Below are 25,411 nucleotides of genomic sequence, written 5' to 3' on the forward strand. Positions count from 1 at the left end.
TATGGCAGAAGAAATGTTCAATAAATACCGCAGGCAAGACAACAAAGAGCGAATCTTACTGCTGTATCTTATCCTAAACAAATACGACTTGGACAAGGTGGAATGTGCAGTAGAAACTGTACAAAACAAAATGTTTGGCGTAGAACTCAGGAAAATTTATGGTGTAACCAGTGAATTTGTGGACGTTCAGCGAATCGAAGCAGAACTGGCAGAAATCCATACGCCAGTAATTTGCTCGATGCAGTCTTATGAGTTGTGTTCCAACACAGAGGTAATTCATACCTATATGCCGAAGGAATCCAACAAACCATTGTATATCAATGACATGGGCGTAATTTCTCAGCTGATGGTAATTACAGAACAGTGTGTTGTTTCCAGCAATCTGGCTGAACCAGTGGAGAGTGCGAAGGACATCGGCTTTATGTATTTTGTGGACTATGTACTTCATGGCGAATGCAAAATCGGAGCATGGGAAATTTCTTATAAGGACAAAGAATTTTCCGTCTTTTACACTTCAAAAGGTTCTGATGAACAGATGCACAAAGAATTGCTGTATCGTGCATTGGAACTTGACCAGACATCGACATTTAAGCTGGTGCTTTACATCATCAAAAAGGCGGCAGAGAGCATCGAAGAAGTTGTACCTGACAACTTCACAGAAGAAACTTGGAAATTGGAGAAAAATCAATGAGCGAAAAAAAGTTTAGCAACTTCACAGAAGATTATGAAGACATATTCGCCACTGGTTCTTTGCCGGAGCAACAGCCTGCTGCCTCAAATGACGAGGACGAAGATTACGAAACAATCGGCAATATTTGTGATACTTCTGTCATGACCAACATGGAAAAGAAAGGATTCTTTTCACAGGAACAGGCGAAACATATGGACACGGTTGCAAATTTACAGAAGTCTGTGGATTCTCAATCACAGACAAATGCAGTACAGAATGTCCTTGATGAATCTGTAAAAGCAGAAGACGTTGTTCACGAGGACGAAGTGCGATATGCAACGGCAGAAGATTTGCAGAATGAAAAATTGCAAAAAGAATCAGAAGACAATAAGCAGGCTCTTGAAATTGAGGGAAAACGAATTGCTCTCGATGCGTTAAAGGGAGCAACAGAGGAACTGGAGCGAACTTCTCCGAAAGACCCTCATGCTCGGCAGTACAAAAATTCAGCTGTGATGCCGAAAGTGTCTTTTGCAAAGCCGTCAACGCAAGGCGGTGGCTTGAAAAAGCTGTTCCTGTTTTTGATAGCCTGCTGTGCAGTAGGAATTTTCTTTGGCGTGGAAGCAAATTCTTATTACAACTATAAAGGTGGCAAGACAAACGGTGTTATGTCATGCACATTTAGTTGGCTTACAGTAGAAAATCTACCGATTTCAGTAACACCACTTGACACGGCAACATTCTTTGGAGCGTTTGCAATCGGAGCAGGAATCCTTGGCGTAATCGGCTTGTTTATCTGGCTGGATTCTGATGCGAAGAAAAAATCTCGTGTTGGACATGAGCATGGTTCTTCTCACCTTGGCACTTCAAGGGATTTTAAGGTGTACAAGAATAAGTTCATGGAAAAATAAAGAGAAAAGAGGGTAAGTTTTGGCAAAAAGTAAAGTACAAGACAGCTCTTATATCGACAACAATATGCTGTTTGGCGTATACAAAGGCGAATATTTGGGGCTGTCGTTAAATAACAAGAAAGTCAACCGTTCAGCGAATGTGCTGGTTATCGGTGGCACTGGTACAGGTAAGACGTTCAAATATATCAAACCGAACATCTTGCAGGAAAACTGCTCTATGGTGGTCACAGACCCTTCCGGAGATATTTTTCGTTCGTTTGCACCGTATCTGCTTTCCAAAGGATATAACGTATTCCTGTTCAATGCCTCAGACTTTACGCTGTCTAACAATTATAATCCGCTGGAGAATGTGTTTGACAGCTATGGCAACATCTCAGAAACACAGGTCAACATTCTGGTAGACCTTTACATGAAAAATGCGAAGGCTGGCAAGGAAGCTGGCGGTGGAGACCCCTTCTGGGACAAGTCAGAAAAAGCATTCATGACGGCACTGATTTATTATGTTCTGGAAGAAGATGAAGACCTGCTCCTTGATGGATTCCCTTGTGAAGGCATCAAAGGTGGCAGAACACAGCGATTGAACGGTGGAAGATGCTTTTCTACAATCTTGAAATTGGTTCAGGAAGCAAAGGTAAGCGATGATGGAAAAACAAAATCACCTCTTACTTGTCGGCTGGACGATTTCTTCAAGCGTTTCCCGAACAACAAAACAAAGCTGTATTATGATACGTTCCTGATTGCTCCGCAGAAGACAGCAAATACCATCTTGATTACTACAGCGGTCGATTTGCAGATATTCTCCACTTATGAAGTGGACATGATTACTCGCACCAATAAGAAGTACAAGAACATGAATATCAACATTGACAAGATGGCAACCCAGCAGTCGTATCTGTTTCTTGGTATTCCGCAGTCGCATCAGGCGTTCAACTTCTTGATTGCGATGCTGTATTCGCAGCTGTATGGACGGCTTTATGAACTGGGAGAGCGAAAGCTTCGGGGAAAATGGCATATCGGGTACAGAGTGGGAACTCCGGTGTTCGATTACTTCGATTCCGAAGAAGAAGCAAAGATGTTTTATGAGACTGTGACAGAGGATAATATTGTTGAAGAAGCCTATGTGAATAACACTTCTATTTATCACATTGCTTTCAATTCACCGGAAAAAGATGCTTCCGGCAAACGAAAAGGAATGAAGTATTACAAGTCCAGCGTTCTTCGAGAACCGCTTGAAACACTTATCAAAGATATGGACAAGATGTACATATGGGCTGGAGATGAGTTTGCTGGTGGCGACCCTTCGCTTCCTATTCATATCAACTTCTTGCTGGACGAGTTTAAGAATATCGGTGAAATCCCGAACTTCTTAACGATTTTGTCAACAAGCCGTAAGTACCGCATCGGCTCTCATGTAGTAATTCAGGATATTGGACAGCTGAAAACGATGTATAAGGACGGAGAACATGAAACCGTGCTTGCCAATGTAGATACAACGATTTTCCTTGGTTCTATCTTAAAGGAAGATAAAGAACAGATTCAGAAAATGCTTGGCAAGACTACAATTCGTCAGAAGTCAACATCGTCCAGTCAATCAGGAGTATCAACGTCATACACGCCGACCGAAGTAGACCTCATGAGCATTGATGAAATCGGTGCTATCAATGACCCTGCGAAAAATCGTGATGATGAGATTGTCATTATTCGTGATGTTACTCCTTACGTTTGCAGAAAGCTTCTTTTGACAGAGCATCGCCGTTGGAAAGACGTTCAGGCAGTCAAAAAGAAGAAAATCAATGCAGAGCTGTATTACAGGAATCTGAATACAGATGAAGAAAAAGATGTTACAGGCATAATGCCTACAACATAATTCAACGAAAGGAGCAAAAACATATGAAAAAAGCGGTTGAGTGGGTGCTGAACTTGGTGACAACAGTAATTGCACAGGCGTGTAGCCTTGACGCAAAGTATGTCACAATTCAAGGCGGTGGAGACTGGGATAAAATGACCTCTATTGTCAAAGAAATATACAACTATTTGGCTATCGCAGGCATTGCTTTTACTTTGGTCTATTTCCTGATGGAAATGAACGAAAAGCTCGCCTTGGAAGGCAGAGATTTGACGATGAAGAGCTTCTTTGCACCATTTTTGAAATTGATGGTTGCAATTGCAGTTATATCACAAAGCGGAAAAATTGTTTCGAGCATTATCATGTTCAATGATACATTCATCACAAAAATTTCAAGTATTGCAAAAGCCGGAGATACAACACAAGCCGACCTTGTAAAAGTCATGACAAAGCTGATGGAGATGTTTGGGAAACTTGGTTTCTTCATTTTGCTTGTTGTGCTGATTATCCTAATGCTTACAGCGATTATCGGATTGGTATTGAAATTGGTATGGTGGTACAAGGGCATGATGTATAAGTTGGAACTGCTGTTCAGACTTTCTGTTTTGCCGATTGCAGTGGCTGACATTTATGGTGGCAGACACTCCAACGCAATTCGCTATATCAAAGGATTCCTTGCACTTGGGCTTTATGGTGTGGCACTGGTTGCGTTGCCTCGGATTGCTTTAACACTTGCGACTGCGATGACAACAGAACAGCTGGCGGCTCTTACAGGTGCTGGTGGCGACCCTGACATCGTGGCAGGATTGAGCTGCTTGCTGATGTATCTGGTAGCACCGTTTGCAGCAATTGCAGCATCTAATGTTGCAAAACAAGTGAGCAAAGAAGCACTTGGAGCGTAAAAGAAAAAAGTTCACAAAATAATTTTCAGAAACGGAGCAGAAACGCTCCGTTTTTCCTTTAATTCTTACATATATATAGTGAAAGGAGTGAAAGGCAATGGAAATTCTGATTGGACAAGACATCAGAAAATACAAAACAAAGGATATTGGCAATTTCTCCTTCAAAGAAGCGGCGTTTCTTGCTGCTGGTGCGGCTGTAGGATTTTTGACTTACAAGCTGACAGGAAGCATTGAAATTGCAATACCGCCTGCCGGATTGATTTTGTTCTTTGGTTTTTTCAAACCGTATGGAATGCCTGCTTGGGATTTTCTCCGAACGGTTGGAAGGGAAAAGCTGAGTACACAATGTTACATCAATGAAACAGACTTTGTGTACGACCCCGAAGAAATCAAAAAGGAATACGGCGATGACTATGTTATCCCTGCTGATGAGTGGAATGTTATTCAAACAGCACCGCCAGCTAAGATAAATAAGCAGGACAAAGAACGGCTTATCTCATAAAGCTGTGATTGTTCTAACACACATTTTTTCATACAGAAAGGAATTGTTTGAGATGAAGACTACAGCAATGACAACTACTAAGAAAAAGAAGTGCGGTCTGTTCCGCAAGATTATGACTGGTGCAGGCATCATGTCTGCTATGGCGAGCATGAGTGCTACAACAGCATTTGCAAGCTTCGGCGAAGATGTTGAGGTGACAGCGAATGGAGGCACCGATGCAAGCACGATGATGGGCAAGATTATCGGCATTTTGCTGACCATTACTCGCTTTGTCGGCGTTGCACTGGTTGTGTACGGCGTTTATGAGGTTGTAATGTCCTTTATGCAGAACCAGCCGGAAGCAAAGACCAAGGGCATTATCATGGCTCTGGCAGGCATTGTTATGACTGCATTGAAGTCCATTCTGGTTGCCATCAAGATTGTGGGTGAATAAATACTTGCATACATTCTTTTATTCAAAAAGAAAACCCAAACGACAGGGTGAATAAGTAAGACTTCACAACGGAAGGGGCTAATTGAAAAAGTTAGCCCCTTTCTTATTAAACAGAAACGAGGAAATTATATGAACAAATGGAACAAACGGATTGCTTCTGCTGTTTTGGCAGCAGGTCTGACGTTTTCTCTTGTTGGCTGTGGCTCTGGCAGTGCAGGCACTCAGACATCGAATGCCACAGACAAAACAGGTCAGGAATTACAGCAGAACGACTATCGTGGTGGCGTGATTCGCACATTGACATTGAAGGATAGCGTTTTGAATGTTATGGAGCAGATGAAATCCAACAACACCGCTGTACGAGAAACCAGTCCTAACTCATATTGGACAGCAGACGGCTATCAGGATTTTGTGTCCACTTTTTTGGACACACCAATCATCACAGACACACAGTGGTTCAATGAGGAAGAAACAGACTGGGACACAGTTATTTCTCAAATGGCAAGTGAAACAAGTTCTTTTTCCGCAGGTGGAGATGAGGGACTTACCGCAAAGGTTACAAGAAATGAGAAAGATGATTATAGTGTAGCCGGAGTAAGCATCACAGACCCATTGCTTATGTCGAGCGATAATTCTACAGGTTTAACCGCAAACTACAGAATTTTATATGACTGCGATAAGGATTGGTGCAAGGCATATGCTACTGCAACAGTAGATGCTACGTTACCTGACATCACAACGCAACTTTTTGAGTATCAGCGAGTTGATGATGACACTTTTGCAATTCAGACAAATCGTGAACGGCTGGTTGTTGTTTTGAAGCCTGTTAATGGCGACAAAACAGAAGTGGCGACAAAGACAGAAAAGAAAGATTCGCAGAAATCTGACACCGTGCAGTATGTGGATATGCGAAATCGTGAAGTAAAAGAGTTCTACTACTCTAAGCTTGTGAAAGATGGTATGAGAAGCACTTTTACACCTTATGCAGAGCTTCCGGAAGTTGAAGGAACATCTGCCACAGAGCTGAATGCAAATATCAGACAGAACGAGTTGATGCAGAAATATCCGTTTATGAATGAGTATGGTGATATTGCGTTCTACTACGGAGAAAAAGACAGTATGTTCTTCCACGCTCCTGCGGACATGAATGAAAAGTGGGTGTTTGAAGACAAGGCTCTCCAGCAGGCAATCGTTTACAAGGACGGCATTCTGGTGGCAACTACCTACAACAAGCTTTCTGACAGCTATGAGCGTTTCATTTATGCACGTTCTGATGCGGATTCCTCAATCACAAAGAGCTTGGAAGACATGGTTGTTATCAATAGTCTGGTCGGCGTGGTAGAAGAAGCGAAGGTTTCGCAATCTCCGGAAGATACTGCTGACACTGGAGAAAATTCCGAAACAGACGCAACCAGTGAAGAATCTTCCGAAGAAACGGAGCAGGAAAGCTTGCCTGATACAGAATCAAGCACAGAAGAAAATAACTGAAAAAGGTGATGCAACGTGAAACAGCACGAATTAGAAGACAAGGCTTACGAGATAAGGAGCTACATTGCAGATAAGTTCCGTGATATTCAGTCCAACGCCACTTTACTGAAAAACGTAGAAGACGAAATCAAGGTGAAACAGATTCTCGGCAAAATTTCTGATTACAGTGAAGAAGTCCTTCGGGGCTACAGGCAGTTGGACGAACTGTCTTATGAAACACCGGACGAAGAAGAGCAGGACGACAGTGACTATGACGGCTCTGCATTTCTCTAAAGCAGACACTCCTTAATATGACAAAAAAGAATCCGTGCAAGGGCTTATTTCTTGTGCGGATTCTTTTATACCCAAATGACGATTATTTGCACAATTTTGGATTGTATTTTCTATGTATATAAAAGCAGATATACACGACATGAGAAGTGCAAAATGATAAGATAATAATACAAATATAACGTGAAAAAAGGTGTGCTAATTGAATACTTATATGGTGCTGAAAGCAACAGGACGAGGCACAAAACATGGTCGAAGTGCTGTTGTTATTGCTTTGGACGGCACAAGAAAGAAGAGCTTCCGTGTTGTAGGAAATATTCCGGAATTGTATCACGGTATGTTCATTCAAATGGAACTGGACGAAGCGGATAATGTTTTGGACTATGAGCTTACTCTGGACGAAAGAAATATCACTGCTCTGGAGAGAGCAAACGTAAATCCAGACGAATACGAAGCTGTTCTGGAACGGCATCTCATTTTGAAAAGTGATGGGATTGGGTGGAACACTGCCAGACTTTCGCTGGAAGAAATTTATTCTGTGTTACCGTTTGGCGAAGCAGATAGAGTTCACAAGGAAGTTGTGGACGATGCGAAAGAGCCGACCAGAGTAGATGCAATCAATCGCAAGATAATCCAGAATGCCAGAAACAAGCGAAAAATCTCCTATGGTATCGAAGAGTTTCTTGGGTATTTTTCTGCGGTAGAGCAGGAAGGTGCGTATCAGCAATTGATGGTTACGCTGAAAATGATGTGCTTGCAGGCAGAACGATATGGCTTGAAAAACGGCACTGTATGGGATTCTGAGATGAAGAAAAAAGAGGATTTTATTCGTACTGATATTCAAAGTCGAAAGAAGCTGGAATACGAGCTTTTGACAGAAGAAGAGGTACAAAACTTTTTTAATTCCGTCAAAGATAAAGGCTTGGAAGAGGAACAACTCAGAACGCTGTGGGGATTGCGAACAAGCCTTCCATGCGTAATTACAGGCGGTGCAGGCGTAGGAAAGACAACAGTGATTCAAACACTGATTGATTGCTATACCACTTACTATGCAAAGAAGAATGTACTTCTGATTGCTCCAACAGGAAAAGCCAGCAGAAGACTTGCAGAAAAGACAAATATGCCTGCTGCCACGATTCACAAGGCTTTGAGAAAGAATCCGGAAGAAGAGTACACGTTCTATACGGCAGAAAATAAATTGCCTTACAGACTGATTATTGTCGATGAGAGCAGCATGATTGATACGGCTTTAATGTATGACCTGCTCTGTGCGACTGACCCGACTTGCAAGGTGATTTTTGTGGGAGACCACAATCAGCTTTACCCTGTTGGGTATGGTGAACCGTTCTTTGATTTCATGAAGGAACTGGAAGTATATCGACTGGAAATCAATCACAGACAAAAAGAAGGGACTGATATTTTACAGAACGCAAACAATGTTTTGCAGGAGAAGCCTCTCCGAAACGGAGCAGGTTTTCATATGGAATTGATTGGGTTTGATGATATTGGAGAAATCATCATGACGAATAATGAAGATACACAAATTCTGTCACCGTACAACAATTTGAACGCACAGATAAATGCGTATCTGAAAAAGGGAGAAGCAGACTTCAATGTTGGCGATAAAGTGATGACTGTCAAAAACACAAAGAAGTATTGCAACGGAGATATTGGTATTGTTACAAAAATCAACGGTAAGGGAACAATCACTGTTGAGATCGACGGGAAGGAAGTGGACATTACTGCTGCCCACAGAGAAGACCTTGTGCTGGCTTATGCAATCACAATTCATAAGATGCAGGGCAGTGAGGCAGAACGTGTAATCGTTTTTATTCCGAAAGATGACCGACTGGTAGATAAGAGAATGCTGTATACAGCTCTGACAAGAGCAAAGTCACAGCTGGAACTTTACTACTACACAACAGAATAACGAAAGGAAGGTACGAATGGATTGGGGTTACTTAGATGAACTTGACTGCAATTTACTGTATACATACGCAAAGGGGTTTGCAAAATGTAGTGGTCGATTTTGTATGGAAAAAATCCACATCAGCGATGAAGAGGAAAAGTCTGAGCAAGAACAGCTAACAAGTGCAGAACGCAAAAGGCAGACTGCACTTTATATTATTTGGTGTGTCTTCCGGCACGTTCTTGGGTGCAGAACACTCGAAGAAGCTGAGGCTTCGGCAACAGAAGAGGTTTTACGAAAGTACAAGCTGGTTAGCCTTCTGAAAAATCGTCATATTTATATCGGCGTATATGGTGACAATGAGATTTACTTGTACAAATACGATGAAGGCGACATCAACGTAATTTTGGAAATTCTCTATAATCGCTATGACATGATGGCTCAGATGGAATGCTTTGTTCGCAGAACCGAAGGAAAACAACGGACTACCAGAAATCGTTGCTTGAAAAAAATAAAAGCATATAATGCTATGCTTTTGGAAAGTGACCGCTATCATGCACTTGCAAAAAAGCAGATAGAAAATGGAAGGAATAGCAAATGAAGATTGGAAAAAGGCTACTGGCTGCTGCCGTTATGGTTGCGATGTGTGTTTCCATGTCAACAATAACTGTTCATGCAAAAGAACAGCTGAAAGATACATTCATCGAAGAATTTGACCCTGACAACTTGAAGTATTATCATTCTTTAAGCGGTAATCAGATTTTGACAGGCGGCGTAAATGAACTGAATGGTATTCAATGCACAACAAGAAATGACTGCGAAGCGTTGGAAAAGTATTTGAGAAGTGCCGGATATGTTCTTGTTACAACTGATAGCAAAGATATATCAGATGAAAATTATGACCTGCTCCAGAAGGAGTTCAATTCTTTTTTGAGCCGATATATGGACAGGGACAATGAAGTGTACTGGACAAAGTACAGAGTGTATCTCAACAAGGAAACATATGACAATGCAATTTCAGAAATGAAAAAGGACGGTTCTTTTTCTATCGAAACAGAATTAGAATTGATTGATTCATCGGTTGTGCTGAATTATGCAGTGTGGGACAATTACGACAGGAAAGAAACTGTTGTATATGAAATCAATGATAACATTCCGGACTGGTGGAGTGAAACAGGCTTTCTGGAGATTTATTCTCCAGTAAATGTTATGGTAAAGCTGGAGTATAGAAACGATTGGACTTATCATGTGTTCTATGTGAAAGCGAACGAACCATTCCTTGTAAAGGTAAGAGCAGGCGGTTATTATGTGAGAACTGTCAACACGCAGGACGTTCAAGAGGGCGAAAACACATTGGTCTACGATAACAATGTACAGGTGCAACTGGAAAATACGATTGATGAACCATATCAGCTTGACATTTCAAAACTCACAGAGAAATATGACATCATGCCGATAGATTTATCTGACAAACCGGACTTCTCGTGGAACAACAGAAACAATATTAGCTTGAACGACTATGAGAACGGAAAGGTTAAGCTGGACTACGATTCTGAGCAATCGAAAGAAAATACAACAGACACAGCCGAGCTGCCTTCTGAAAGCTCTGACAAGGATTTTTCCAGCAACAGTAAAACTGGAGAAACAACAGCTAAAACAGCAACAGGAACAACAGAGATTCCAGAAGAATCTGTAATTGTGTCAAAGAAAGAAAAAGAAGAACTGCGAAAAAGTCAGATGAAATACCGAATCATTTTTATTGGCGGTGGCATCTTGATTGTATTGATAATCGCAGGAGTGTGCTACATCATTAAGAAAAAGAACAACAAAGAATAAAAATATCAGGTAAGAGAAAAAAGGAGTGAACCACGATGACAGGAAAGGAACTGGTTCTTTTATTCAAAAAGGACAGCCGTATGACAAATTCCCAATGGCATCGGTTTTGCAAAAGATACATTCATAAAGATACAAGTTCAATCGTAAAACTGGTAAAACAGATTTACGCAGATGAAGATATAAAAAGCACAAAATCGTTTGAAGATGCTCTCAAAGAGGAAATGCAACACACTTGTAAGCTCGATGAGAAGTGCTTGATTCACGGTTGATTCGTTAAAATATACAAGTTTCAACAAAATAAATAACGGATATTTTACAGATTAAACCCTATTTTCCTATTGACAACGCACCATAAAAGTGCTATAATAGTTAATGTAAGGTACAGAGAACAACAGTTCAAAGCCTTACGGTAGCCACAGGAATATATTTTGAAAAAGGAGCGTAATTATGGCTAACAATTTTAACATTTGCGAAAACTGGGGACTGAGATGCTACGAGCAGAAGATGACAGAAAAGAGTGTTATCTTGAAGTGTTCGATGAATCGTAAGGGCGATGACGGCGAGTATACCGCACCGATTTACATTGATGTTGTTTGCAGCATCGTAGGCGACAACCAGTGCGACATTGTTCAGGACGACTACGCTAAGTCTTTTGTAGACGTTTGGGGCAGATTCTCCGTAGGTGACTACACCAACAAGAACGGCGATAAGATTCCGACCATGACAATCTTTGCAACTAAGGTAGCAAAGCGTGTCAGAAACAACTAAACAGCACCGACTGATTTGACAGTCCTCCTGTAAATATGCTCCCTCTTCGTGAGGGGGCGAATATCGGGGATAAGGAATAGCAGTGATGTACTGCAAAGCGGTTCGATTCCGCTTTTCTCGACCAACATTCTCAATGAAAACCTCATACATCAAAACCCTTATGGAAAGAGGGCAACACACAAGCACCCAAAGCCCTGTATGTTGCCTTTTTTTCATGTCAGCAGAAGTTCACAAAAGTCCAGTGTATATTCACAGAGAAACGGCAGAAATATGGTATTACAACACTCAATGAGAGTTTACGCAGGTTCAAATCCTGCTCCTGCCACCATACAAAATTATAGGAAGTGAATCTCGTGGACAAAACAGATAAGACGTGGCTTTCAAGATATGCGTTCAGTGATATAACGGTGTATATGAGAAACGAAAAAGGAACGTATACCAATCTGACTGATTATACAATTTCAGATGACAATGAAAGCATTCGCATCAAGAGCAATTCGGAATATGTTTTGATGTTTTGCTCTTATTTCTATAACGCTTATAAAAGCAAGGTTGCCTGTCGTGTATGCGACATTTCACTGAACGGATTGCTTATCTTGGCTGGGATTGGCGATATGAGCTTTATAAGACGGTTTGATGATGGGTGCGATAAAAACGAAAGCCTGCTGGCAATTCTGTGTGCAAGAAAAATCACAAATTACAACTACGGCGTTGCAATGCAGGATAAAGAGAATCCCATGATTTATCGCTTTTACAGACAATTCTGGGAGAAAGACGAAGAAACAGGCAGAAACAGAAGATACAAAGGAGAAGTATTAGCGAAGGAATTTTACATCGCTTAAAGAGAATGGTCACATCGAAAGATGTGAAAGAGGTGTACTATGGCAAAGAAAAAACGAAAATGGACAAGAAATCAAAAAGAAAGTGCTGTGCTGATTACTCTTGGCGTATCGGTTTTGATTTGCGGAGCTTGTTTTCTGTCTCCGCTGAAAGATGCTGTGAAATTTGGCTCTAAGGCAATCGTGAAAGACTTGCCGATAGATGATATAAAGACAGCATATCAAGCGTATGATGAAAACAAAGATGAACTGCACAAAGAAATTCGAGAAGAGTACGCAAAGGAAGAAGCTGGAGACCAATCCAGCGAAATTCCCAGCGGTTCAGACGAACTTTCTTTAGAGCAGGCTACTGTGATTCGTGTGATAGACGGTGATACATACGAATTGGAAATCAGCGGTGAAAAACAAAAAGTTCGCTTGATTGGCGTAGATACGCCGGAAAGCGTTGCTCCGTCAGATTATCGTACAGAGAATACGGAAGAAGGAAAAGAAGTTTCTCAGATAGTCAAAGAGAAGTTTCAGGATATTGATACTGTATATGTGGAGTATGATGTTAGTCCTACGGACAAGTATGGCAGAACATTAGCTTATGTGTACTTTGAAGACGGTACAATGGTTCAGGACTGGTTGCTGGAGAATGGGTATGCCAATACTGCCACTTATCCACCAAACGTGAAACACGCAGACCACTTTGCAGAACTGGCACATACGGCAGCAGAGCAAAAGGTTGGCTTGTGGAACGGTTTCTTTGAAGAACAGAATTGATGAAAAGAGGAATGCGTTATGGATAGGATAATCATAATCGTGTGTGCTATACTGTTTGTAATCGTAGGCGGTATTTTGATATGGTGGCTGAAAATCGGAAAACAGCATTTTATTCAGAAACGCTGTCCGGAACGCTTGCAAAAATCAGATAACGAGAAAGAAAATAAGGAGTGATGATTTATGGGAAACATGACAGATGCAGAAAAGAGATTACTGACTGTACCATTCTTTTCAAAGGGGGCAGTTGGAGAAAAGCTTGCAGGACGCTTTCAGAAGCTCCAGCAGACTATTTTGAATCGGAAAGAGAATGACCCTCACGCACTGAATCCAAAGAATGTAACAGGTATCTGGTATCTTTCTGGATTACAGTATGAAGAGGGAAATCCGCAGATTCTGGTTCGTTCTGACATTCCAAAGGGAACATATGAAAGAATCCTGCTCCACAATGAAATCTTTGAAATCATCTACAATGATGTGGTATACGATTATGACAAAGATTTTGTGGAAGGCGAGAACGTGATTCATGGCTTGCAAAAAGAACTCTTAGGAGAACTCAGAGCAGGTCGTGTGTATGCAATTTACGACAAGGAGAGAAGTTAAATGGCAGTAAGTGCAAAAGAACTGGAAGTGATTCGAGCAGACATTATGATTGCCGGAACTGCAATGCAGCAGAAAGACAATCCGATAATGGTAAACATGGCTGCGTATCACTTTGCTCAGGCAATCGAAAAAAGCATCAAGGCAATTATCAGTGAGAAATCTGTTGAACCGCCGCCACAGGAAACGATGTACGCTCACAACATGGAACATCTTTTGTTTCAGGCAGAGCGTGTTTCGCCTAACTTCATTCAGGAGCATATGTTTATTGCAGATAATGCACAAACGCTGTCAGCGTTCAATGGACTGCGGTATGGCGACAAGTGTGTGTCAAAGGCAGATGCGTTCGTTCTGATGAAGAATGCAAAGGACTTGTTCTGGGAAATCGAAAATGCTTATATGAAAGAGCTTGGCGTAAAGCAGGAAGCAATTGCTGACCATGCTCATATACAGATGTTTGATGCGACAAGGCTTTCGCTGGACGATAAAAATTCTACTTGGAAGAAGCAGAACGGTAAAAATTATCATGGGGCTGGAAAAGCAGACCACGGCAAGAAATCTTATGGGAAGCATTATCAGAAGCCCAAGTATCAGAAGGAACAGTATGATAAGTGCGATGATTAAATCATCATATTTTTTTGATTAACAATAACGAATAAACAGCAGAGTAAAGGAGAATAAATCATGTTAGGATATTTAGCGTCAGGAGTTGTTGGCTTTTTTATCGGCGTAATTCTTTCCTGTGTTTTACTTAGTAAAAGAGGTTTGGAAGCGTATCAGAAGGTGCAGGACGGTGTTTCAACTGGGGCTGGAAGCGTGAAGACAAATTTTGAAGCAGCAAAGGCAGTCTACCGTGCAACCATTGATGAGTACGAAAACGGCACAGACGAAGACGATGCAGAAGAAGCGGAGACTGAATCCGAGGGAGCTGAGGAAGAATGAAAAAATTCATCAAGTTTACTGTAGTGACCGCAATGCTGGTCGGTGCGGTGTGGTACGGCTATCAGAATGGCAAGGCAGACGGCTTTGAAAAAGCAATGGAACTGGAACGCAGCAGATTTCACTGCACCAAAAAAGAAGACGAAGGAGAGGCGACAGAGCCTGCTCCTGAAAAGAGTGATGCAGATTGAATCTTGCAGACGGCAGACTGATTTGCGATAAGTGCGGAACAACAGTTGATGCACCAGACAAATATATCAAAGGATATTGGTGTGGCAATTGTGGCTATCTGCATTACAGCAATCATGTGTATACCAAAGATATTCGGACGGCAGGTGAATTTGCGGAAGAAATTCGCTTTGTACTGGCTGAAATTCATAGAATAATGCAGAAACCGCCTGTTGAACAGAAAGTCAGAGTAAAGCTTTTGTGCGACTTATGCGACTTGTTCGACTGGCAGCAGGTGCTTGATGAATACTGCACAATTTCTATTTTGAAAGTGCTGACTGCACTGATTGAGCAAGTTCCGGAAAGCTCACGCAGAGCTGTAGGCGGTGATGCAAGCCGAGAGGACTACATCACATTCATAAACTATTTCGACATGACAGAGATGAATCTGAATGTTATTACTGCATTTATCAACTTTTGCTTCGGCAGAGATATTGAAAGCTATGACTTTCGGAAAATTGATTTTACATTATCTGAACCAGAACTCTATCTGTTAAGCTGGTATTCTAACACGATGGAAGATAAAAGCATTTACAAGAAAATTGGTCGCAGTGCCAAACGCAAACAGGGCAAGTACATTCGCTGTGGTATATTCACCGGACTGATTCTGACAATCGCATTCTGCTTATTTGCTGTATCTGACATCATGGTCTTAGTTCGCTCCAGAGAGAATCCATCTATTCTGCCAGCGGTATTCTTATTGGCAACTCTTTTGATTGCAGACACGGTGGTTGCAATCATTGCTCTTGAAGCAATCTCAAAGAAATATAAAAAATCGAAAAATCAAATATACGATATTCTGGATAAAAGGTGATATTTATGACCAAAGTAACAAAGGTCTATCTGATTAGCGAGCAAATCGACAAGGACGGCAATAAGATTGATTTTAAGAAAATCAGCGAATTGCTGTGGAATTTGCAGAGGCAGACACGAGACATCAAGAACAAATGCGTACAGCTCTGCTGGGAGTGGCTGAACTTCTCCAGCGACTACTACAAAAAGTCAGAAGAATATCCGAAGGAGAAAGATACTCTTGGATATACGTTAAGCGGATTCGTTTACGACCGTATCAAAAACGGAAGCGACCTGTATTCTTCCAATCTCTCCACATCTTCCAGAGACACCTGTACTGCATTCAGCAATTACAAAAAGGAAATGCTGAATGGGGAACGGTCTGTACTCTCTTTTAAGGCAAATCAGCCTTTGGATATTCACAACAAAGCAATTAAGCTTTCCTATGAAAACGGCAACTTTTTTGTTGCACTGAAAATGCTGAATCGTGCTGGAAAAGAAAAATACGGCATCAATGATGACCTGCGTTTCCGTATGCAGGTAAGAGATAAGTCTGTCCGGACAATTCTGGAACGGTTGATGAACGATGAATACAAAGTCAGTGCAAGCAAGCTGATGTATGACAAGAAGAAAAAGCTGTGGAAACTGAACCTTTGCTATTCCTTTGATAACCATGTCATTTCTACGCTTGACCCTGAGAAAATCATGGGCGTTGACCTTGGTGTCGTTTATCCTATCATGGCATCTGTCAATGGTGATTACGCCAGATTCAGTATCAAGGGCGGTGAAATTGAAGCTTTCCGAAACCGTGTAGAAGCGAGAAGACGCTCACTCTTGAATCAGTCACGCTATTGCGGTGACGGACGTATCGGACACGGCAGAAAGAAACGTACAGAACCAGCTGCACAGATTGCTGATAAAATTGCCAGATTCCGTGATACCACGAATCACAAGTACAGCAGAGCCTTGATTGATTATGCAATCAAAAACGGTTGCGGTACGATTCAAATGGAAAAGCTGACAGGCATCACAAGCAATGCAGAACATTTCCTGAAAGAATGGTCGTACTTTGACTTGCAGACAAAAATCGAAAGCAAGGCAAAAGAAGCTGGTATCAAGGTAGTTTACATCAACCCGAAGTTTACCAGTCAGCGTTGCAATAAATGTGGTTACATTCACACTGACAACAGACCTGTACAAGCGAGATTCTGCTGCCAGAAATGTGGCTATGAAGAAAATGCTGATTACAATGCGAGCCAGAATATTGGCACGAAACATATAGATGTTATTATCGAAGAAACATTAAAAATGCAGTGCGAACCGGAAGTTCCCACAGAATAACTGAGACGTTCGCACTAAATCAGGGCAACTCATTGTCCTTGAATCGAGACAGTATGCGTAATTCTTTCCTCGGAAAGTGGTAGATACTCTCGGTAAGGTAAACTGTGTATGAACAGTTTGAAATCCTGCACACAAAATCCGTGCAGGCATCTTATAGTTTTGTACATCTTTGCTGTTGCAATCTGCGTATAGGCGTAAGATGTGAGGTTTAGGGTATGTAATTACAACACATCGTTCACAGTTGCAATCTGCGTATAGGCATTGTTTATTTATTTTATTTGATAACGAATAATTTACAGAGTAAATTGATATATACGCTTGACATTTGTACACTACCGTGCTATAATAGTTAATGTAAGGTAGTTAATCTACAAAGCACAAAATCAAAAAAATAAAAAAGGAGTATTCACTATGAACGGAAATTTTGAAGCGAAATGCGAAGACGAAAACAAGGTAGTTACAATGGAAGAAGCGAAAAAGGAAACCGCATCTGCTCCAGAGGAAAAGAAGCCTGCGAGAAAGCAGACAAAGACCACTAAGCCGATGAATATTTTTCAGAGACTTCTGGCTGTAGAGAATGCTCTTGCAGTCGTGGCAAAGAATCTGACTGTCAGCACTGGTGGCAGAAACAGTTACAGAGCAGTTTCTGAGCGTGACATTATTGATGCGGTAAAACCGTTGGAAGTTGAGTACGGTGTGTACAGCTATCCGGTAAGCCGTGAGATTCTGGAAAGTCACATTCTGGAATCTGAGAATGAATATCAGGGCAAGGTGACAAAGAAGTTCACTTTCATGACGAGAGTGAAGACTGTGTATCGTTTTGTCAATGTAGACGAGCCGACAGACTTCATTGAAACAACAGTGTTCTCTGAGGGAATTGATGCACAGGACAAGGGTTCTGGCAAGGCAATGACATACGGCGATAAGTACGCTCTGATGAAGATGTACAAAATCTCTACAGGTGACGACCCTGACCAGCAGGCAAGTGAGCCGACCAACTACAGAACCGCTGGCAGTCAGCCGAGACAGCAGTCTGCACAGACGGCAGCTCCGGCACAGTCCGCACAGCAGAGACCTGCTGCTTCTGGTGGCACATGGGGTTCAAGACCTGCTCAGGCAGCACAGCCTGCACAGCAGAGACAGAATGCTTCCGGCTGGGGTAATGGCAACAGCAACGGACAGTCCGGCTCTGGTTGGGGCAGACGTGGTGCATAAGCACAGAGAATAACACAAGCAATCACACAGGACGTTCAGGCAGATGCTTGGACGTTCTGAGATGCCGACATAGCTCAATGGCAGAGCATTACAGAGAGATACAGGTTCGATTCCTGTTGTTGGCTTCAATCTTTTTACACACGATTGAATCACCGTGGCAGAATGTGAGTATTTCCGTGATTTTGCGTTTTTGTGTTGGGTTATTGTAATTCGGACAGCAGTTCCACGGTGCTGTGATTCCGGATTACTTATCGTCTGATTGGTAGCAATTTAACAGGTGCAACTCCTGTTCAGATGACTAATGTATTGATGCTTTTATTGATACTTTGAAATCAGGGCGACTTAGCGTCCTTAAATCGAGACCAGTATGCGTAATTCTCTTTCCGGAGAGTAGCAGACACCCTCGGTGAGGTAAACTGTAAGACGCAGTTTGAAATCCTGCACACAAAATCCGTGCAGGCATCTTGTAAATATGTGCATCTTCGCTGTTACAGTTTGTATGTAAGTGCAAGATGTAAGGGTGAGGTATGTTGCTCATGGCAACATGAAACTCTGTACATAAAATCTGTACAGACATCTTGCAGTTGCTATTTATGCGTATGTGCAAGGTGTAAGCTGTCTGGTATGGCGATAAATCATATGTTGATTTGTTGCAGGCTGTGCGTATGTGCAAGGTGTAAGTACGGCTCACATCAGCAGGATAACACTGGTTAAACAGTTGCAGTCTGTGCGTATATGCGAGGTATGAGCAGTATATGAAAAAATAAAAAAGGAGATATAAAATGGAAAACAAAAACTATCGTTCAAGATACTTGAAAGTTGTGGTATTCAATTCTACAAATGATATTGGCAGGATTGAATCCACTGTGAATCATACGGTTGATTCGCTGAAAGCTGCACACGCAAAAATCGTGTCCATCACAACAAACATTTACGGCATCAGTCCGATGAATCTGCTGTACAACATTATTTATGAGGCAGACCATGCTATCAGCGATGCAGAGCTTGCCGGAAAGGGGAAGTAATTGCAGAAGATAAATTCCGAGAGAGTTCGTGATGCTTGGAAGAAATCCGGACTTAGTTATCGTGAACTTTCTGCATTGACCAAAATTCCACAAAACACGCTTGCCTGCTACATCACAGGAAAGCGGAATCCCACCGACATCACAACTAATGTCATCGAAGAGATTGTGAATGCTTATCTGAATGACAGCAGTGTTTACATCAACAAGACACTCTACAGAGATAAATTCATGGAAAGCGTGTACCGCATTTGTGAGATTATCCCAGAAGAGAGACAGCCAATTGAGATTATGAAAGCGTTTGATGCTCTGCCGTCAGTAATTATCAGCACAAAGGATTTGAAAGCGTCTACAGACGCTCAGGACGGCTCAGAACGAGCCGAAAAGGAATAGCCGATACAACAGACGAGTGATTCCGAGAAAGCCTTACAGAGGCTCAGAGAAGCCCTGTGGGGCTTTTTTATTTTGAAAGAAAGAGTGATTCATTTATGAGTGAAGATTATATCAGCAAGCTTGGGGCAGAGCAGAAGCGAATCTTCTCCCGAATGGTAAACGGTGAGAATATTTTTCTGACCGGAAATGCCGGAACAGGTAAGTCGTTTTTGGTAAAGGCATTCGACCAGTATTGTAAGCAGAATGATGTGAAAATTCTGAAAGCTGCACCGACTGGCATTGCCGCCTGCAACATTCAGGGCGTGACTTTACACCGACTGTTCAAGCTGAAAACTGATGTTAAAAGTATGCTTGCTGACGTGAGAAATGTTCCGACAGAAGTGATGCAGATTCTGAATCTGGCAAGTGTTCTGCTCATTGACGAAATCAGTATGGTGCGGATTGACGTGTTCGATAAAGTGATGAAATACATTGACCTTATCAATCGGGAACGCAAGGCACAGAAGCGACCGGACATTCAGATTATTCTGGTAGGGGACTTTTATCAGCTTGCTCCGGTAATTCCTCCGCTGGATAAAAAGATGCTGGACTTGTACTACGGCAAGAATATCGGAAACGGATTTGCGTTCCAGTCAAAGTATTGGCAGTCACTCCGGATTCAGTTTGAAAAGCTGACCGAAGTAAAACGGCAGGACGGAGACAAAGCGTTCTGCACAGCACTTGACCAGTGCAAAGAAGGCGATACGGATTGCCTTCCGTTCTTTGCAAAAAATACAGCAGCAAAAGAGCAGAAAGATGCAATTTGGGTATGCGGAAAGAATGTTACAGCCAGACTTCGGAATCAGGAACGGTTGGACAAAATCAAGAAGAAGGAATACAGTTTTCCTGCTATCTATACAGGGATAGCGACCGCCAGTGACGGACTGTGTGAGGATTCTTTCCAGTGCAAGGTAGGAGCAAGAGTAATCATGCTGGTAAATGAACCGTCTGGAGATTATCAGAACGGCAGTATGGGAACAATCAAAAAAATCTCAGGTGATGAAATTTATGTTGAAGTGGAGCGAATTGAAATCGCCACAGGAAAACCAGAAAAACATCTGGTTTGTGTAGAACGGCATGACTTCAACAAGTACGAATACAGAGAGAAAGAAATCATTGAAGAACTGAAAGATGAGCGTGGAGAGGCAATCATCAAGAAGCATAAGGAACTGGAGCTTGTGACTGTAGGAAGTGCAGAGCAGTTTCCGATGAAGCTGGGATTTGCAATCACAGTTCACAAAGCACAGGGACAGACTTATGACGCAATGAATTTCAAGCCGGAAATCTTTCAGGACGGACAGCTCTATGTTGCTCTTTCCCGATGCAAGGCAGCAGACAAAATGTTCATTGCTGACCCTCTGACACCAAAGATGGTTCGGGTATCTTCTGAGGTCGTCAACTACTACAAGAACCCAGAGAACTACACATTTTTCGGCAGAGAAAAAGATATAATTTCTGTGCAGACTTCCAGAGATTGCGAGGGTGCAGTAAAACTTTTGAACGAGGTTTTTGCAGACAACAAAGCAGAGATTCTTGACTTTCTGCAAGCTCTTTCTGCAAAGAAAAAGGCAGAGGAAAAGGAGAAAAAAGAAGAGGAAAAGAGTGAAGTGTCAGTCGCTGGCTGGAACAAAAAAGGAGCATAATCCAGCTTGTTTTTGGAAAGGAATTTTGCAATGACTGTGAAAGAATTGAAACTGTATTGTACAGCTACGCCCGACATAAAAGACACCGAGGCATTGCAGGAATTTATGGATAAAGAGAGAGCAGGAACGCATAAAGTTGCCTGCATCAAAATTGGAATCACTATCGGATTTGCAGTTGCTTTTTCACTTGTAATATTCGCTTTTTGCGGAAAAATTTCTCTGGAAAGCTTGAAAAATATTTTGCCGTTTTGCTTTCTGTGTATGATATACATTGGCATCGTTGTCATTACAATGTTGCTTCATGTGAGCAATGCTGCGAAGAAGTTAGAACAGGCAATTCAGGCAGGCTCAGGCATTCGCACTTCAAAGCATTTGTTCTTGCTTGATGAAATCAGCAAAGAGAAAAAAGCATCTGACAAAAAGCCCTCTACGATATATCATTTCACTGATGAGCAGAAATCATCTGCAAACTTTTACGTCAGCAAGCAACAGGCAAATTGCTTCTTCGACCAGACGGCGAAAGGTGTACATTACAAGCTGTATTGTTTGCAGGATAAATACATCTTTTTCCTTGCCTCTGATACTACAGAACTAGAATTGATTACAGAACAAAATAACGGATAAATGAAAAATATAAAGTGGCTGTTGTGTTTCATAACGGTCACTTTTATTTTATGTTTTGAATTTTAGGAATTGAAAAAATGTTTGACATCTTGTATAATAGCACTGAACGAATTTATGATAGGAGAGATGGATATGCGTAGAGGAACAAAAGAAATCCGCAAGGTTTTCACTGGCTCACGAGAATACTATGTATATGATTTGGACAAGGACTTTTTTGGAAAATCCAAACGCATTTATGCTGCTACCGAAGGTGAACTGAAAGAAAAAATTGCAACAGCAGAGGCTGAACGTACTGCGGTTTTGGAAACATATAGACCAGTTGGGAAAAAGCTTTCAGACTATGTGCGTTTTTATTTCAAGTGTGCTGTTACGCAAGAGGCAATACCAACTATCAAAAAACTGACAACGCTATTTGAAAACGCTGTTTTCGATTCTCCAATAGATAAAAATATTGATGAAATTACACAAGAAGATATGCAGAAATTTTATAACACGATTGTTCTGAAATTTGAGCAGGTGAACATTGATAAAATCACAGATGTGTTGAAGAAAACATTCACACTTGCGAAAGAAGCAGGTATCACTTGTCAATTCAATTTGTCAGACATCAGAAAGACAGTTCCAGCAGCCGGAACTGTATCAACAGCCTACATCATGTCACCGAAAGAGCTGGAATCTTTGCTTTCGTTTTGCATTGCAGAAGACTGTGTGAAGTATGGCGTAAATGAATTGGTTGCCATCTTTACAATGCTGACAGGATTCCGCTTCCAAGACATCAATACAATGAAAGCAAAAGACATCAATCTGGAAGAAAAGACAGCCACAATAGATAAGAAAAAATATCCGCTTTCCGACCAGTGTGTGTCATGGATTGAATCGCAAATTGAAATTGGAAGACTGCCGGAATGCAGAGAAGAAAATGACCGACTGCTGTTCCTGAACTCATACGGAAATCCATTGACAATGCAGAGTGTACACAGTACAATTCGCAACATCACAAGAGTATGCGGACTTCCAAAAGGCATTACTACAAAGACGATTCGCAAGGCGTTTATTGTATCTGAACTTGAAAACGGTACGAAGCCAAAAGAGATAAAAGACAACTTGCATATGCAGTCGATTCGTGAAGTTATGAACATAAAAGACGAATACGATTTACAAGTCAGCATTGGATAATCTGATTCAACCAGATTAAAGCAAACGGATATGTAGGTATACCTTGCTATACCTGTACCCTATACAACAGCCTTGCATTTTGTACACTGTAGCCAACATCACAGCACATGGTTTGTGCATGGCTCTGAAAATTGTGAACGCTGTCAGAATAATTTTCGACAGTGATTGACGTGCCAGTGGAAAACAAATATAATAGAAGTGCAGTAGTTTTACTGCATCTCCCCTCAAAACAGAATGTTGAAAAAGACGTTCTGTTTTTTTATGCGTTTCTTTGCAGGCAGCAGTCCTGCTCCAGAGTATTTTTACATCTATTTTATTTCAAGAATCTATCGACAAGGAAGAAGGAATCTTCATTGAATCAGACGAAAATCTCATTCAAAATTGATGGCGAACCCAAAGGAAAAGGCAGACCGAGATTCGGTAACAGCAGCACTTACACACCGACAGAAACCAAGGACTATGAAACGCAGGTTGGCTGGTGTTACAAGGCGGTCAGTCGTGGCTTCCAATTCTCCGAGAATGATGCGATTCGTGTAGAAATCATTGCTCATTTTGGAATCCCCAAGTCCACAAGCAAAGTGAAACGTGAAGCAATGCTGCAAGGCAAAATCCGTCCGTTGAAGAAGTGCGATGCAGATAATATTGCAAAGATTATCTGTGACGGATTGAACGGTGTTGCCTATCCAGATGACAAGCAAATCACTTCTCTTTCTGTAGAGAAATGGTACAGCGACAATCCGAAAGTCGTTGTGATTTTGAGCAACGACATTACGGAATAGAATCTTTTTCTTACAGCATCATGTTCCTGCTCCGGAACTGGTGCTTTTTTCTTGCAACTTCAAGCTTTACAGAATGTTTTCATTTCAGCAAAACAAAGCAAATTATATCTTACAGTAGATATGCTAAAATAATAGATGAACGAACATAAACAGCATGAACGAAAAAGGAGATGAAATGCTGTGAACCAGAAGTTAAATTTCTATCAGTGCATTCGGTTGTTGTCTGCATTGGCAGAAAAGGAAATCATTCAGCGAGACCCAGAAAACAAAAACAACATTCTGGTGTATCGCTCTGCTGGAACGGAATATCCAGAAGGCTTTTACTCTCAGAATTTGTTGTCCACTGCATCAGAGTTGGTTGATGATGAAGAAGGACAAAGTTATCTGGTCAGCCAGCTGGAAGAAGCAATTGGAGAGCCTGCTCATTTCGATGCAGACCCATTTCGGAAGAGGGAGTGTGTGTGATGCAAAACTATTCAGACGAACAAAGATATGCGTTTTTCAAAATGATTGGTGACATGAAAGCAAGTGATTTTGGTACGCAGAATTTTCTTACGCATTCGCTTGATGATACGATAATTCTTGACACAGAAATGCTTGACGAAAACACGATACGACTGCATATGGGACACAAAACAAAATACGGAGAATTACTTGTGCAGAAAGGCGATGCTGTTTGTGGCTTTTATCACAAGAACAAAGAGAACGGCAAAGGCGTTTCTGCAACAATGGACATTTCTCTGCACGAAGACCTGCATAAGAATGCTGTTATGGCAGATATTTTCTGCTTGCAGGCAGGACGGTTTCAAATCGAATCATTCATACAGGCAGATGAGTATGGAGCGAACTTTTCGTTAGAACGTATCTGGGCGAATGATGAGAAAGAGCCACGTCTGACATCTATGCCACAGCTGTTCGTTGATGGACAGTTCAGCAAAGGCTTTTACAATTTTGTTCGGGACATCGTTGGAGAAGTAAGAAAAGCGATGGAGATATGCTTTTGTGATGACGATTACGATGAAATGGAGTGCGATGACGATATATGATTACATACGGAATGCAGAAGGAAACAGCTGCATCAATTGATGTTGCAACCAAGCAGGCGGTCAACAGTGTAAAGAAAAATCTTATTGTTCTCCAAAAAGCTGCTGCCGAATACGAACGCTCCTGCGTTGCTTACTTCAAACAGGTTCTTACAGCCACCGGACTTTCTCAAAAGGTGGTCAACAAAGAAACTGGAAAAGTCGGAAAAATCCGCATCGTACATGGACGGTATCATTCGTTGGAATATCCGATGGAACTTCGATTTTTTCCGGACGATGAAAAGCCAAAGAAGAAGCCGAACAAGCTGCAACAGCACGAAAACGGCAGACAGATTCTTGCATCATACTTCTTATGTATGCAACCGAACAACGAACTCTCAGAGTATCTGAAACAGAATTTTGAACCGTACCACGAATAATCAAATCAGTCGTTTTCCTGCTCTG

General features: G+C 41.6%; 32 protein-coding genes and 2 tRNA genes. All 34 read left to right on the plus strand.

The genetic code is table 11. The features are described from left to right. The first annotated feature begins 1 nt into the window (after window position 1). The 34 genes from DW025_RS01010 (at window position 2) to DW025_RS01165 (ending at window position 25,386) form a co-directional block, all read left to right on the plus strand. Window positions 2-691: a hypothetical protein gene (locus DW025_RS01010; protein ID WP_119998231.1), complete on the plus strand. Its 690-nt coding sequence runs from the start codon at window positions 2-4 to the stop codon at window positions 689-691. Next, window positions 688-1,578: a hypothetical protein gene (locus tag DW025_RS01015; protein ID WP_119998233.1), complete on the plus strand. Its 891-nt coding sequence runs from the start codon at window positions 688-690 to the stop codon at window positions 1,576-1,578. Before DW025_RS01010 ends, DW025_RS01015 begins: the two co-directional genes overlap by 4 nt. Window positions 1,579-1,597: 19 nt before the next feature. After that, window positions 1,598-3,445 (plus strand): type IV secretory system conjugative DNA transfer family protein, encoded by a 1,848-nt coding sequence (locus DW025_RS01020; protein ID WP_119998235.1) that lies wholly within the window; start codon window positions 1,598-1,600, stop codon window positions 3,443-3,445. Window positions 3,446-3,468: 23 nt separating this feature from the next. Continuing rightward, window positions 3,469-4,326, plus strand: a complete 858-nt coding sequence (locus DW025_RS01025; RefSeq protein ID WP_119998237.1) for a hypothetical protein — start codon at window positions 3,469-3,471, stop codon at window positions 4,324-4,326. A 97-nt stretch (window positions 4,327-4,423) separates the two neighbouring features. Further along, complete coding sequence (locus DW025_RS01030; protein ID WP_119998239.1) at window positions 4,424-4,828, plus strand: PrgI family protein; 405 nt, start codon at window positions 4,424-4,426, stop codon at window positions 4,826-4,828. A gap of 52 nt (window positions 4,829-4,880) precedes the next feature. Continuing rightward, entirely contained in the window at window positions 4,881-5,261 is a 381-nt protein-coding gene (locus DW025_RS01035; protein ID WP_119998241.1) for a hypothetical protein, read from the plus strand. A 129-nt stretch (window positions 5,262-5,390) separates the two neighbouring features. Then, window positions 5,391-6,749, plus strand: a complete 1,359-nt coding sequence (locus tag DW025_RS01040) for a hypothetical protein (protein ID WP_119998243.1) — start codon at window positions 5,391-5,393, stop codon at window positions 6,747-6,749. Window positions 6,750-6,764: 15 nt separating this feature from the next. Further along, window positions 6,765-7,022 (plus strand): hypothetical protein, encoded by a 258-nt coding sequence (locus DW025_RS01045; RefSeq protein ID WP_119998245.1) that lies wholly within the window; start codon window positions 6,765-6,767, stop codon window positions 7,020-7,022. Window positions 7,023-7,221: 199 nt separating this feature from the next. Beyond that, window positions 7,222-8,949 (plus strand): ATP-dependent DNA helicase, encoded by a 1,728-nt coding sequence (locus DW025_RS01050; protein ID WP_119998247.1) that lies wholly within the window; start codon window positions 7,222-7,224, stop codon window positions 8,947-8,949. A gap of 16 nt (window positions 8,950-8,965) precedes the next feature. Then, window positions 8,966-9,529, plus strand: coding sequence for a hypothetical protein (locus DW025_RS01055; RefSeq protein WP_119998249.1), 564 nt, complete (start codon window positions 8,966-8,968; stop codon window positions 9,527-9,529). Further along, window positions 9,526-10,764 (plus strand): hypothetical protein, encoded by a 1,239-nt coding sequence (locus tag DW025_RS01060; protein WP_119998250.1) that lies wholly within the window; start codon window positions 9,526-9,528, stop codon window positions 10,762-10,764. Before DW025_RS01055 ends, DW025_RS01060 begins: the two co-directional genes overlap by 4 nt. Before the next feature lie 35 nt (window positions 10,765-10,799). Next, window positions 10,800-11,033: a hypothetical protein gene (locus DW025_RS01065; RefSeq protein ID WP_119998252.1), complete on the plus strand. Its 234-nt coding sequence runs from the start codon at window positions 10,800-10,802 to the stop codon at window positions 11,031-11,033. A gap of 178 nt (window positions 11,034-11,211) precedes the next feature. Beyond that, window positions 11,212-11,532 carry a hypothetical protein gene (locus tag DW025_RS01070; RefSeq protein WP_119998254.1) on the plus strand — a complete coding sequence of 107 codons (321 nt, stop codon included), beginning with the start codon at window positions 11,212-11,214 and terminating at the stop codon, window positions 11,530-11,532. 261 nt (window positions 11,533-11,793) lie between these two features. Then, a tRNA-Leu gene (locus DW025_RS14715) sits at window positions 11,794-11,860 on the plus strand. A 25-nt stretch (window positions 11,861-11,885) separates the two neighbouring features. Further along, window positions 11,886-12,374: a hypothetical protein gene (locus DW025_RS01075; protein WP_119998256.1), complete on the plus strand. Its 489-nt coding sequence runs from the start codon at window positions 11,886-11,888 to the stop codon at window positions 12,372-12,374. A 39-nt stretch (window positions 12,375-12,413) separates the two neighbouring features. After that, window positions 12,414-13,136: a thermonuclease family protein gene (locus DW025_RS01080; RefSeq protein WP_119998257.1), complete on the plus strand. Its 723-nt coding sequence runs from the start codon at window positions 12,414-12,416 to the stop codon at window positions 13,134-13,136. An 18-nt stretch (window positions 13,137-13,154) separates the two neighbouring features. Beyond that, window positions 13,155-13,310, plus strand: coding sequence for a PepSY domain-containing protein (locus DW025_RS14720; RefSeq protein WP_165854720.1), 156 nt, complete (start codon window positions 13,155-13,157; stop codon window positions 13,308-13,310). A 6-nt stretch (window positions 13,311-13,316) separates the two neighbouring features. Further along, window positions 13,317-13,736 carry a hypothetical protein gene (locus DW025_RS01085; protein WP_119998259.1) on the plus strand — a complete coding sequence of 140 codons (420 nt, stop codon included), beginning with the start codon at window positions 13,317-13,319 and terminating at the stop codon, window positions 13,734-13,736. After that, the gene (locus tag DW025_RS01090; RefSeq protein ID WP_119998261.1) at window positions 13,737-14,357 is read left to right on the plus strand and encodes a HEPN domain-containing protein; all 621 of its coding nucleotides are present in this window, start codon (window positions 13,737-13,739) and stop codon (window positions 14,355-14,357) included. A 60-nt stretch (window positions 14,358-14,417) separates the two neighbouring features. Continuing rightward, a complete protein-coding gene (locus DW025_RS01095) occupies window positions 14,418-14,675 on the plus strand; it encodes a hypothetical protein (protein WP_119998263.1) in 258 nt (85 codons plus the stop codon). Continuing rightward, window positions 14,672-14,863, plus strand: coding sequence for a hypothetical protein (locus DW025_RS01100; protein ID WP_119998265.1), 192 nt, complete (start codon window positions 14,672-14,674; stop codon window positions 14,861-14,863). The genes DW025_RS01095 and DW025_RS01100 overlap by 4 nt, the downstream gene beginning before the upstream one ends. Further along, a complete protein-coding gene (locus tag DW025_RS01105) occupies window positions 14,860-15,714 on the plus strand; it encodes a hypothetical protein (protein WP_119998267.1) in 855 nt (284 codons plus the stop codon). The genes DW025_RS01100 and DW025_RS01105 overlap by 4 nt, the downstream gene beginning before the upstream one ends. Before the next feature lie 5 nt (window positions 15,715-15,719). After that, window positions 15,720-17,033, plus strand: a complete 1,314-nt coding sequence (locus tag DW025_RS01110; RefSeq protein WP_243104854.1) for an RNA-guided endonuclease TnpB family protein — start codon at window positions 15,720-15,722, stop codon at window positions 17,031-17,033. 411 nt (window positions 17,034-17,444) lie between these two features. Then, window positions 17,445-18,248, plus strand: coding sequence for an ERF family protein (locus DW025_RS01115; protein ID WP_119998268.1), 804 nt, complete (start codon window positions 17,445-17,447; stop codon window positions 18,246-18,248). Between the two features lie 63 nt (window positions 18,249-18,311). After that, window positions 18,312-18,373: transfer RNA gene (locus DW025_RS01120), tRNA-OTHER, on the plus strand. A 657-nt stretch (window positions 18,374-19,030) separates the two neighbouring features. Next, window positions 19,031-19,273: a hypothetical protein gene (locus DW025_RS01125; RefSeq protein ID WP_119998270.1), complete on the plus strand. Its 243-nt coding sequence runs from the start codon at window positions 19,031-19,033 to the stop codon at window positions 19,271-19,273. Next, window positions 19,274-19,663, plus strand: coding sequence for a helix-turn-helix domain-containing protein (locus DW025_RS01130; RefSeq protein ID WP_119998271.1), 390 nt, complete (start codon window positions 19,274-19,276; stop codon window positions 19,661-19,663). A 95-nt stretch (window positions 19,664-19,758) separates the two neighbouring features. Next, window positions 19,759-21,345 (plus strand): ATP-dependent DNA helicase, encoded by a 1,587-nt coding sequence (locus DW025_RS01135; RefSeq protein WP_119998273.1) that lies wholly within the window; start codon window positions 19,759-19,761, stop codon window positions 21,343-21,345. 30 nt (window positions 21,346-21,375) lie between these two features. After that, a complete protein-coding gene (locus DW025_RS01140) occupies window positions 21,376-21,969 on the plus strand; it encodes a hypothetical protein (RefSeq protein WP_133302855.1) in 594 nt (197 codons plus the stop codon). Between the two features lie 132 nt (window positions 21,970-22,101). Beyond that, window positions 22,102-23,145 carry a tyrosine-type recombinase/integrase gene (locus tag DW025_RS01145; RefSeq protein ID WP_165854721.1) on the plus strand — a complete coding sequence of 348 codons (1,044 nt, stop codon included), beginning with the start codon at window positions 22,102-22,104 and terminating at the stop codon, window positions 23,143-23,145. A gap of 353 nt (window positions 23,146-23,498) precedes the next feature. Next, window positions 23,499-23,924, plus strand: a complete 426-nt coding sequence (locus DW025_RS01150) for a RusA family crossover junction endodeoxyribonuclease (protein WP_243104855.1) — start codon at window positions 23,499-23,501, stop codon at window positions 23,922-23,924. A 180-nt stretch (window positions 23,925-24,104) separates the two neighbouring features. Further along, window positions 24,105-24,389 (plus strand): hypothetical protein, encoded by a 285-nt coding sequence (locus tag DW025_RS01155; protein WP_119998278.1) that lies wholly within the window; start codon window positions 24,105-24,107, stop codon window positions 24,387-24,389. Then, a complete protein-coding gene (locus DW025_RS01160) occupies window positions 24,389-24,970 on the plus strand; it encodes a hypothetical protein (RefSeq protein WP_119998280.1) in 582 nt (193 codons plus the stop codon). The genes DW025_RS01155 and DW025_RS01160 overlap by 1 nt, the downstream gene beginning before the upstream one ends. Next, window positions 24,967-25,386, plus strand: coding sequence for a hypothetical protein (locus tag DW025_RS01165; RefSeq protein WP_119998282.1), 420 nt, complete (start codon window positions 24,967-24,969; stop codon window positions 25,384-25,386). Before DW025_RS01160 ends, DW025_RS01165 begins: the two co-directional genes overlap by 4 nt. The last annotated feature ends 25 nt before the right edge of the window (window positions 25,387-25,411 follow it).

It is taken from the genome of Coprococcus sp. AF38-1, from assembly GCF_003603945.1.
Classification (GTDB): Bacteria; Bacillota; Clostridia; order Lachnospirales; family Lachnospiraceae; genus Coprococcus; species Coprococcus aceti.

What these genes read in the sequence shown, in the direction of transcription:
- DW025_RS01010 (WP_119998231.1), top strand. Translation starts at nt 2, where the DNA reads ATGGCAGAAGAAATGTTCAATAAATACCGCAGGCAAGACAACAAAGAG.
- DW025_RS01015 (WP_119998233.1), top strand. Translation starts at nt 688, where the DNA reads ATGAGCGAAAAAAAGTTTAGCAACTTCACAGAAGATTATGAAGACATA.
- DW025_RS01025 (WP_119998237.1), top strand. Translation starts at nt 3,469, where the DNA reads ATGAAAAAAGCGGTTGAGTGGGTGCTGAACTTGGTGACAACAGTAATT.
- DW025_RS01030 (WP_119998239.1), top strand. Translation starts at nt 4,424, where the DNA reads ATGGAAATTCTGATTGGACAAGACATCAGAAAATACAAAACAAAGGAT.
- DW025_RS01035 (WP_119998241.1), top strand. Translation starts at nt 4,881, where the DNA reads ATGAAGACTACAGCAATGACAACTACTAAGAAAAAGAAGTGCGGTCTG.
- DW025_RS01040 (WP_119998243.1), top strand. Translation starts at nt 5,391, where the DNA reads ATGAACAAATGGAACAAACGGATTGCTTCTGCTGTTTTGGCAGCAGGT.
- DW025_RS01055 (WP_119998249.1), top strand. Translation starts at nt 8,966, where the DNA reads ATGGATTGGGGTTACTTAGATGAACTTGACTGCAATTTACTGTATACA.
- DW025_RS01060 (WP_119998250.1), top strand. Translation starts at nt 9,526, where the DNA reads ATGAAGATTGGAAAAAGGCTACTGGCTGCTGCCGTTATGGTTGCGATG.
- DW025_RS01065 (WP_119998252.1), top strand. Translation starts at nt 10,800, where the DNA reads ATGACAGGAAAGGAACTGGTTCTTTTATTCAAAAAGGACAGCCGTATG.
- DW025_RS01070 (WP_119998254.1), top strand. Translation starts at nt 11,212, where the DNA reads ATGGCTAACAATTTTAACATTTGCGAAAACTGGGGACTGAGATGCTAC.
- DW025_RS01080 (WP_119998257.1), top strand. Translation starts at nt 12,414, where the DNA reads ATGGCAAAGAAAAAACGAAAATGGACAAGAAATCAAAAAGAAAGTGCT.
- DW025_RS14720 (WP_165854720.1), top strand. Translation starts at nt 13,155, where the DNA reads ATGGATAGGATAATCATAATCGTGTGTGCTATACTGTTTGTAATCGTA.
- DW025_RS01085 (WP_119998259.1), top strand. Translation starts at nt 13,317, where the DNA reads ATGGGAAACATGACAGATGCAGAAAAGAGATTACTGACTGTACCATTC.
- DW025_RS01090 (WP_119998261.1), top strand. Translation starts at nt 13,737, where the DNA reads ATGGCAGTAAGTGCAAAAGAACTGGAAGTGATTCGAGCAGACATTATG.
- DW025_RS01095 (WP_119998263.1), top strand. Translation starts at nt 14,418, where the DNA reads ATGTTAGGATATTTAGCGTCAGGAGTTGTTGGCTTTTTTATCGGCGTA.
- DW025_RS01100 (WP_119998265.1), top strand. Translation starts at nt 14,672, where the DNA reads ATGAAAAAATTCATCAAGTTTACTGTAGTGACCGCAATGCTGGTCGGT.
- DW025_RS01110 (WP_243104854.1), top strand. Translation starts at nt 15,720, where the DNA reads ATGACCAAAGTAACAAAGGTCTATCTGATTAGCGAGCAAATCGACAAG.
- DW025_RS01115 (WP_119998268.1), top strand. Translation starts at nt 17,445, where the DNA reads ATGAACGGAAATTTTGAAGCGAAATGCGAAGACGAAAACAAGGTAGTT.
- DW025_RS01125 (WP_119998270.1), top strand. Translation starts at nt 19,031, where the DNA reads ATGGAAAACAAAAACTATCGTTCAAGATACTTGAAAGTTGTGGTATTC.
- DW025_RS01135 (WP_119998273.1), top strand. Translation starts at nt 19,759, where the DNA reads ATGAGTGAAGATTATATCAGCAAGCTTGGGGCAGAGCAGAAGCGAATC.
- DW025_RS01140 (WP_133302855.1), top strand. Translation starts at nt 21,376, where the DNA reads ATGACTGTGAAAGAATTGAAACTGTATTGTACAGCTACGCCCGACATA.
- DW025_RS01145 (WP_165854721.1), top strand. Translation starts at nt 22,102, where the DNA reads ATGCGTAGAGGAACAAAAGAAATCCGCAAGGTTTTCACTGGCTCACGA.
- DW025_RS01160 (WP_119998280.1), top strand. Translation starts at nt 24,389, where the DNA reads ATGCAAAACTATTCAGACGAACAAAGATATGCGTTTTTCAAAATGATT.
- DW025_RS01165 (WP_119998282.1), top strand. Translation starts at nt 24,967, where the DNA reads ATGATTACATACGGAATGCAGAAGGAAACAGCTGCATCAATTGATGTT.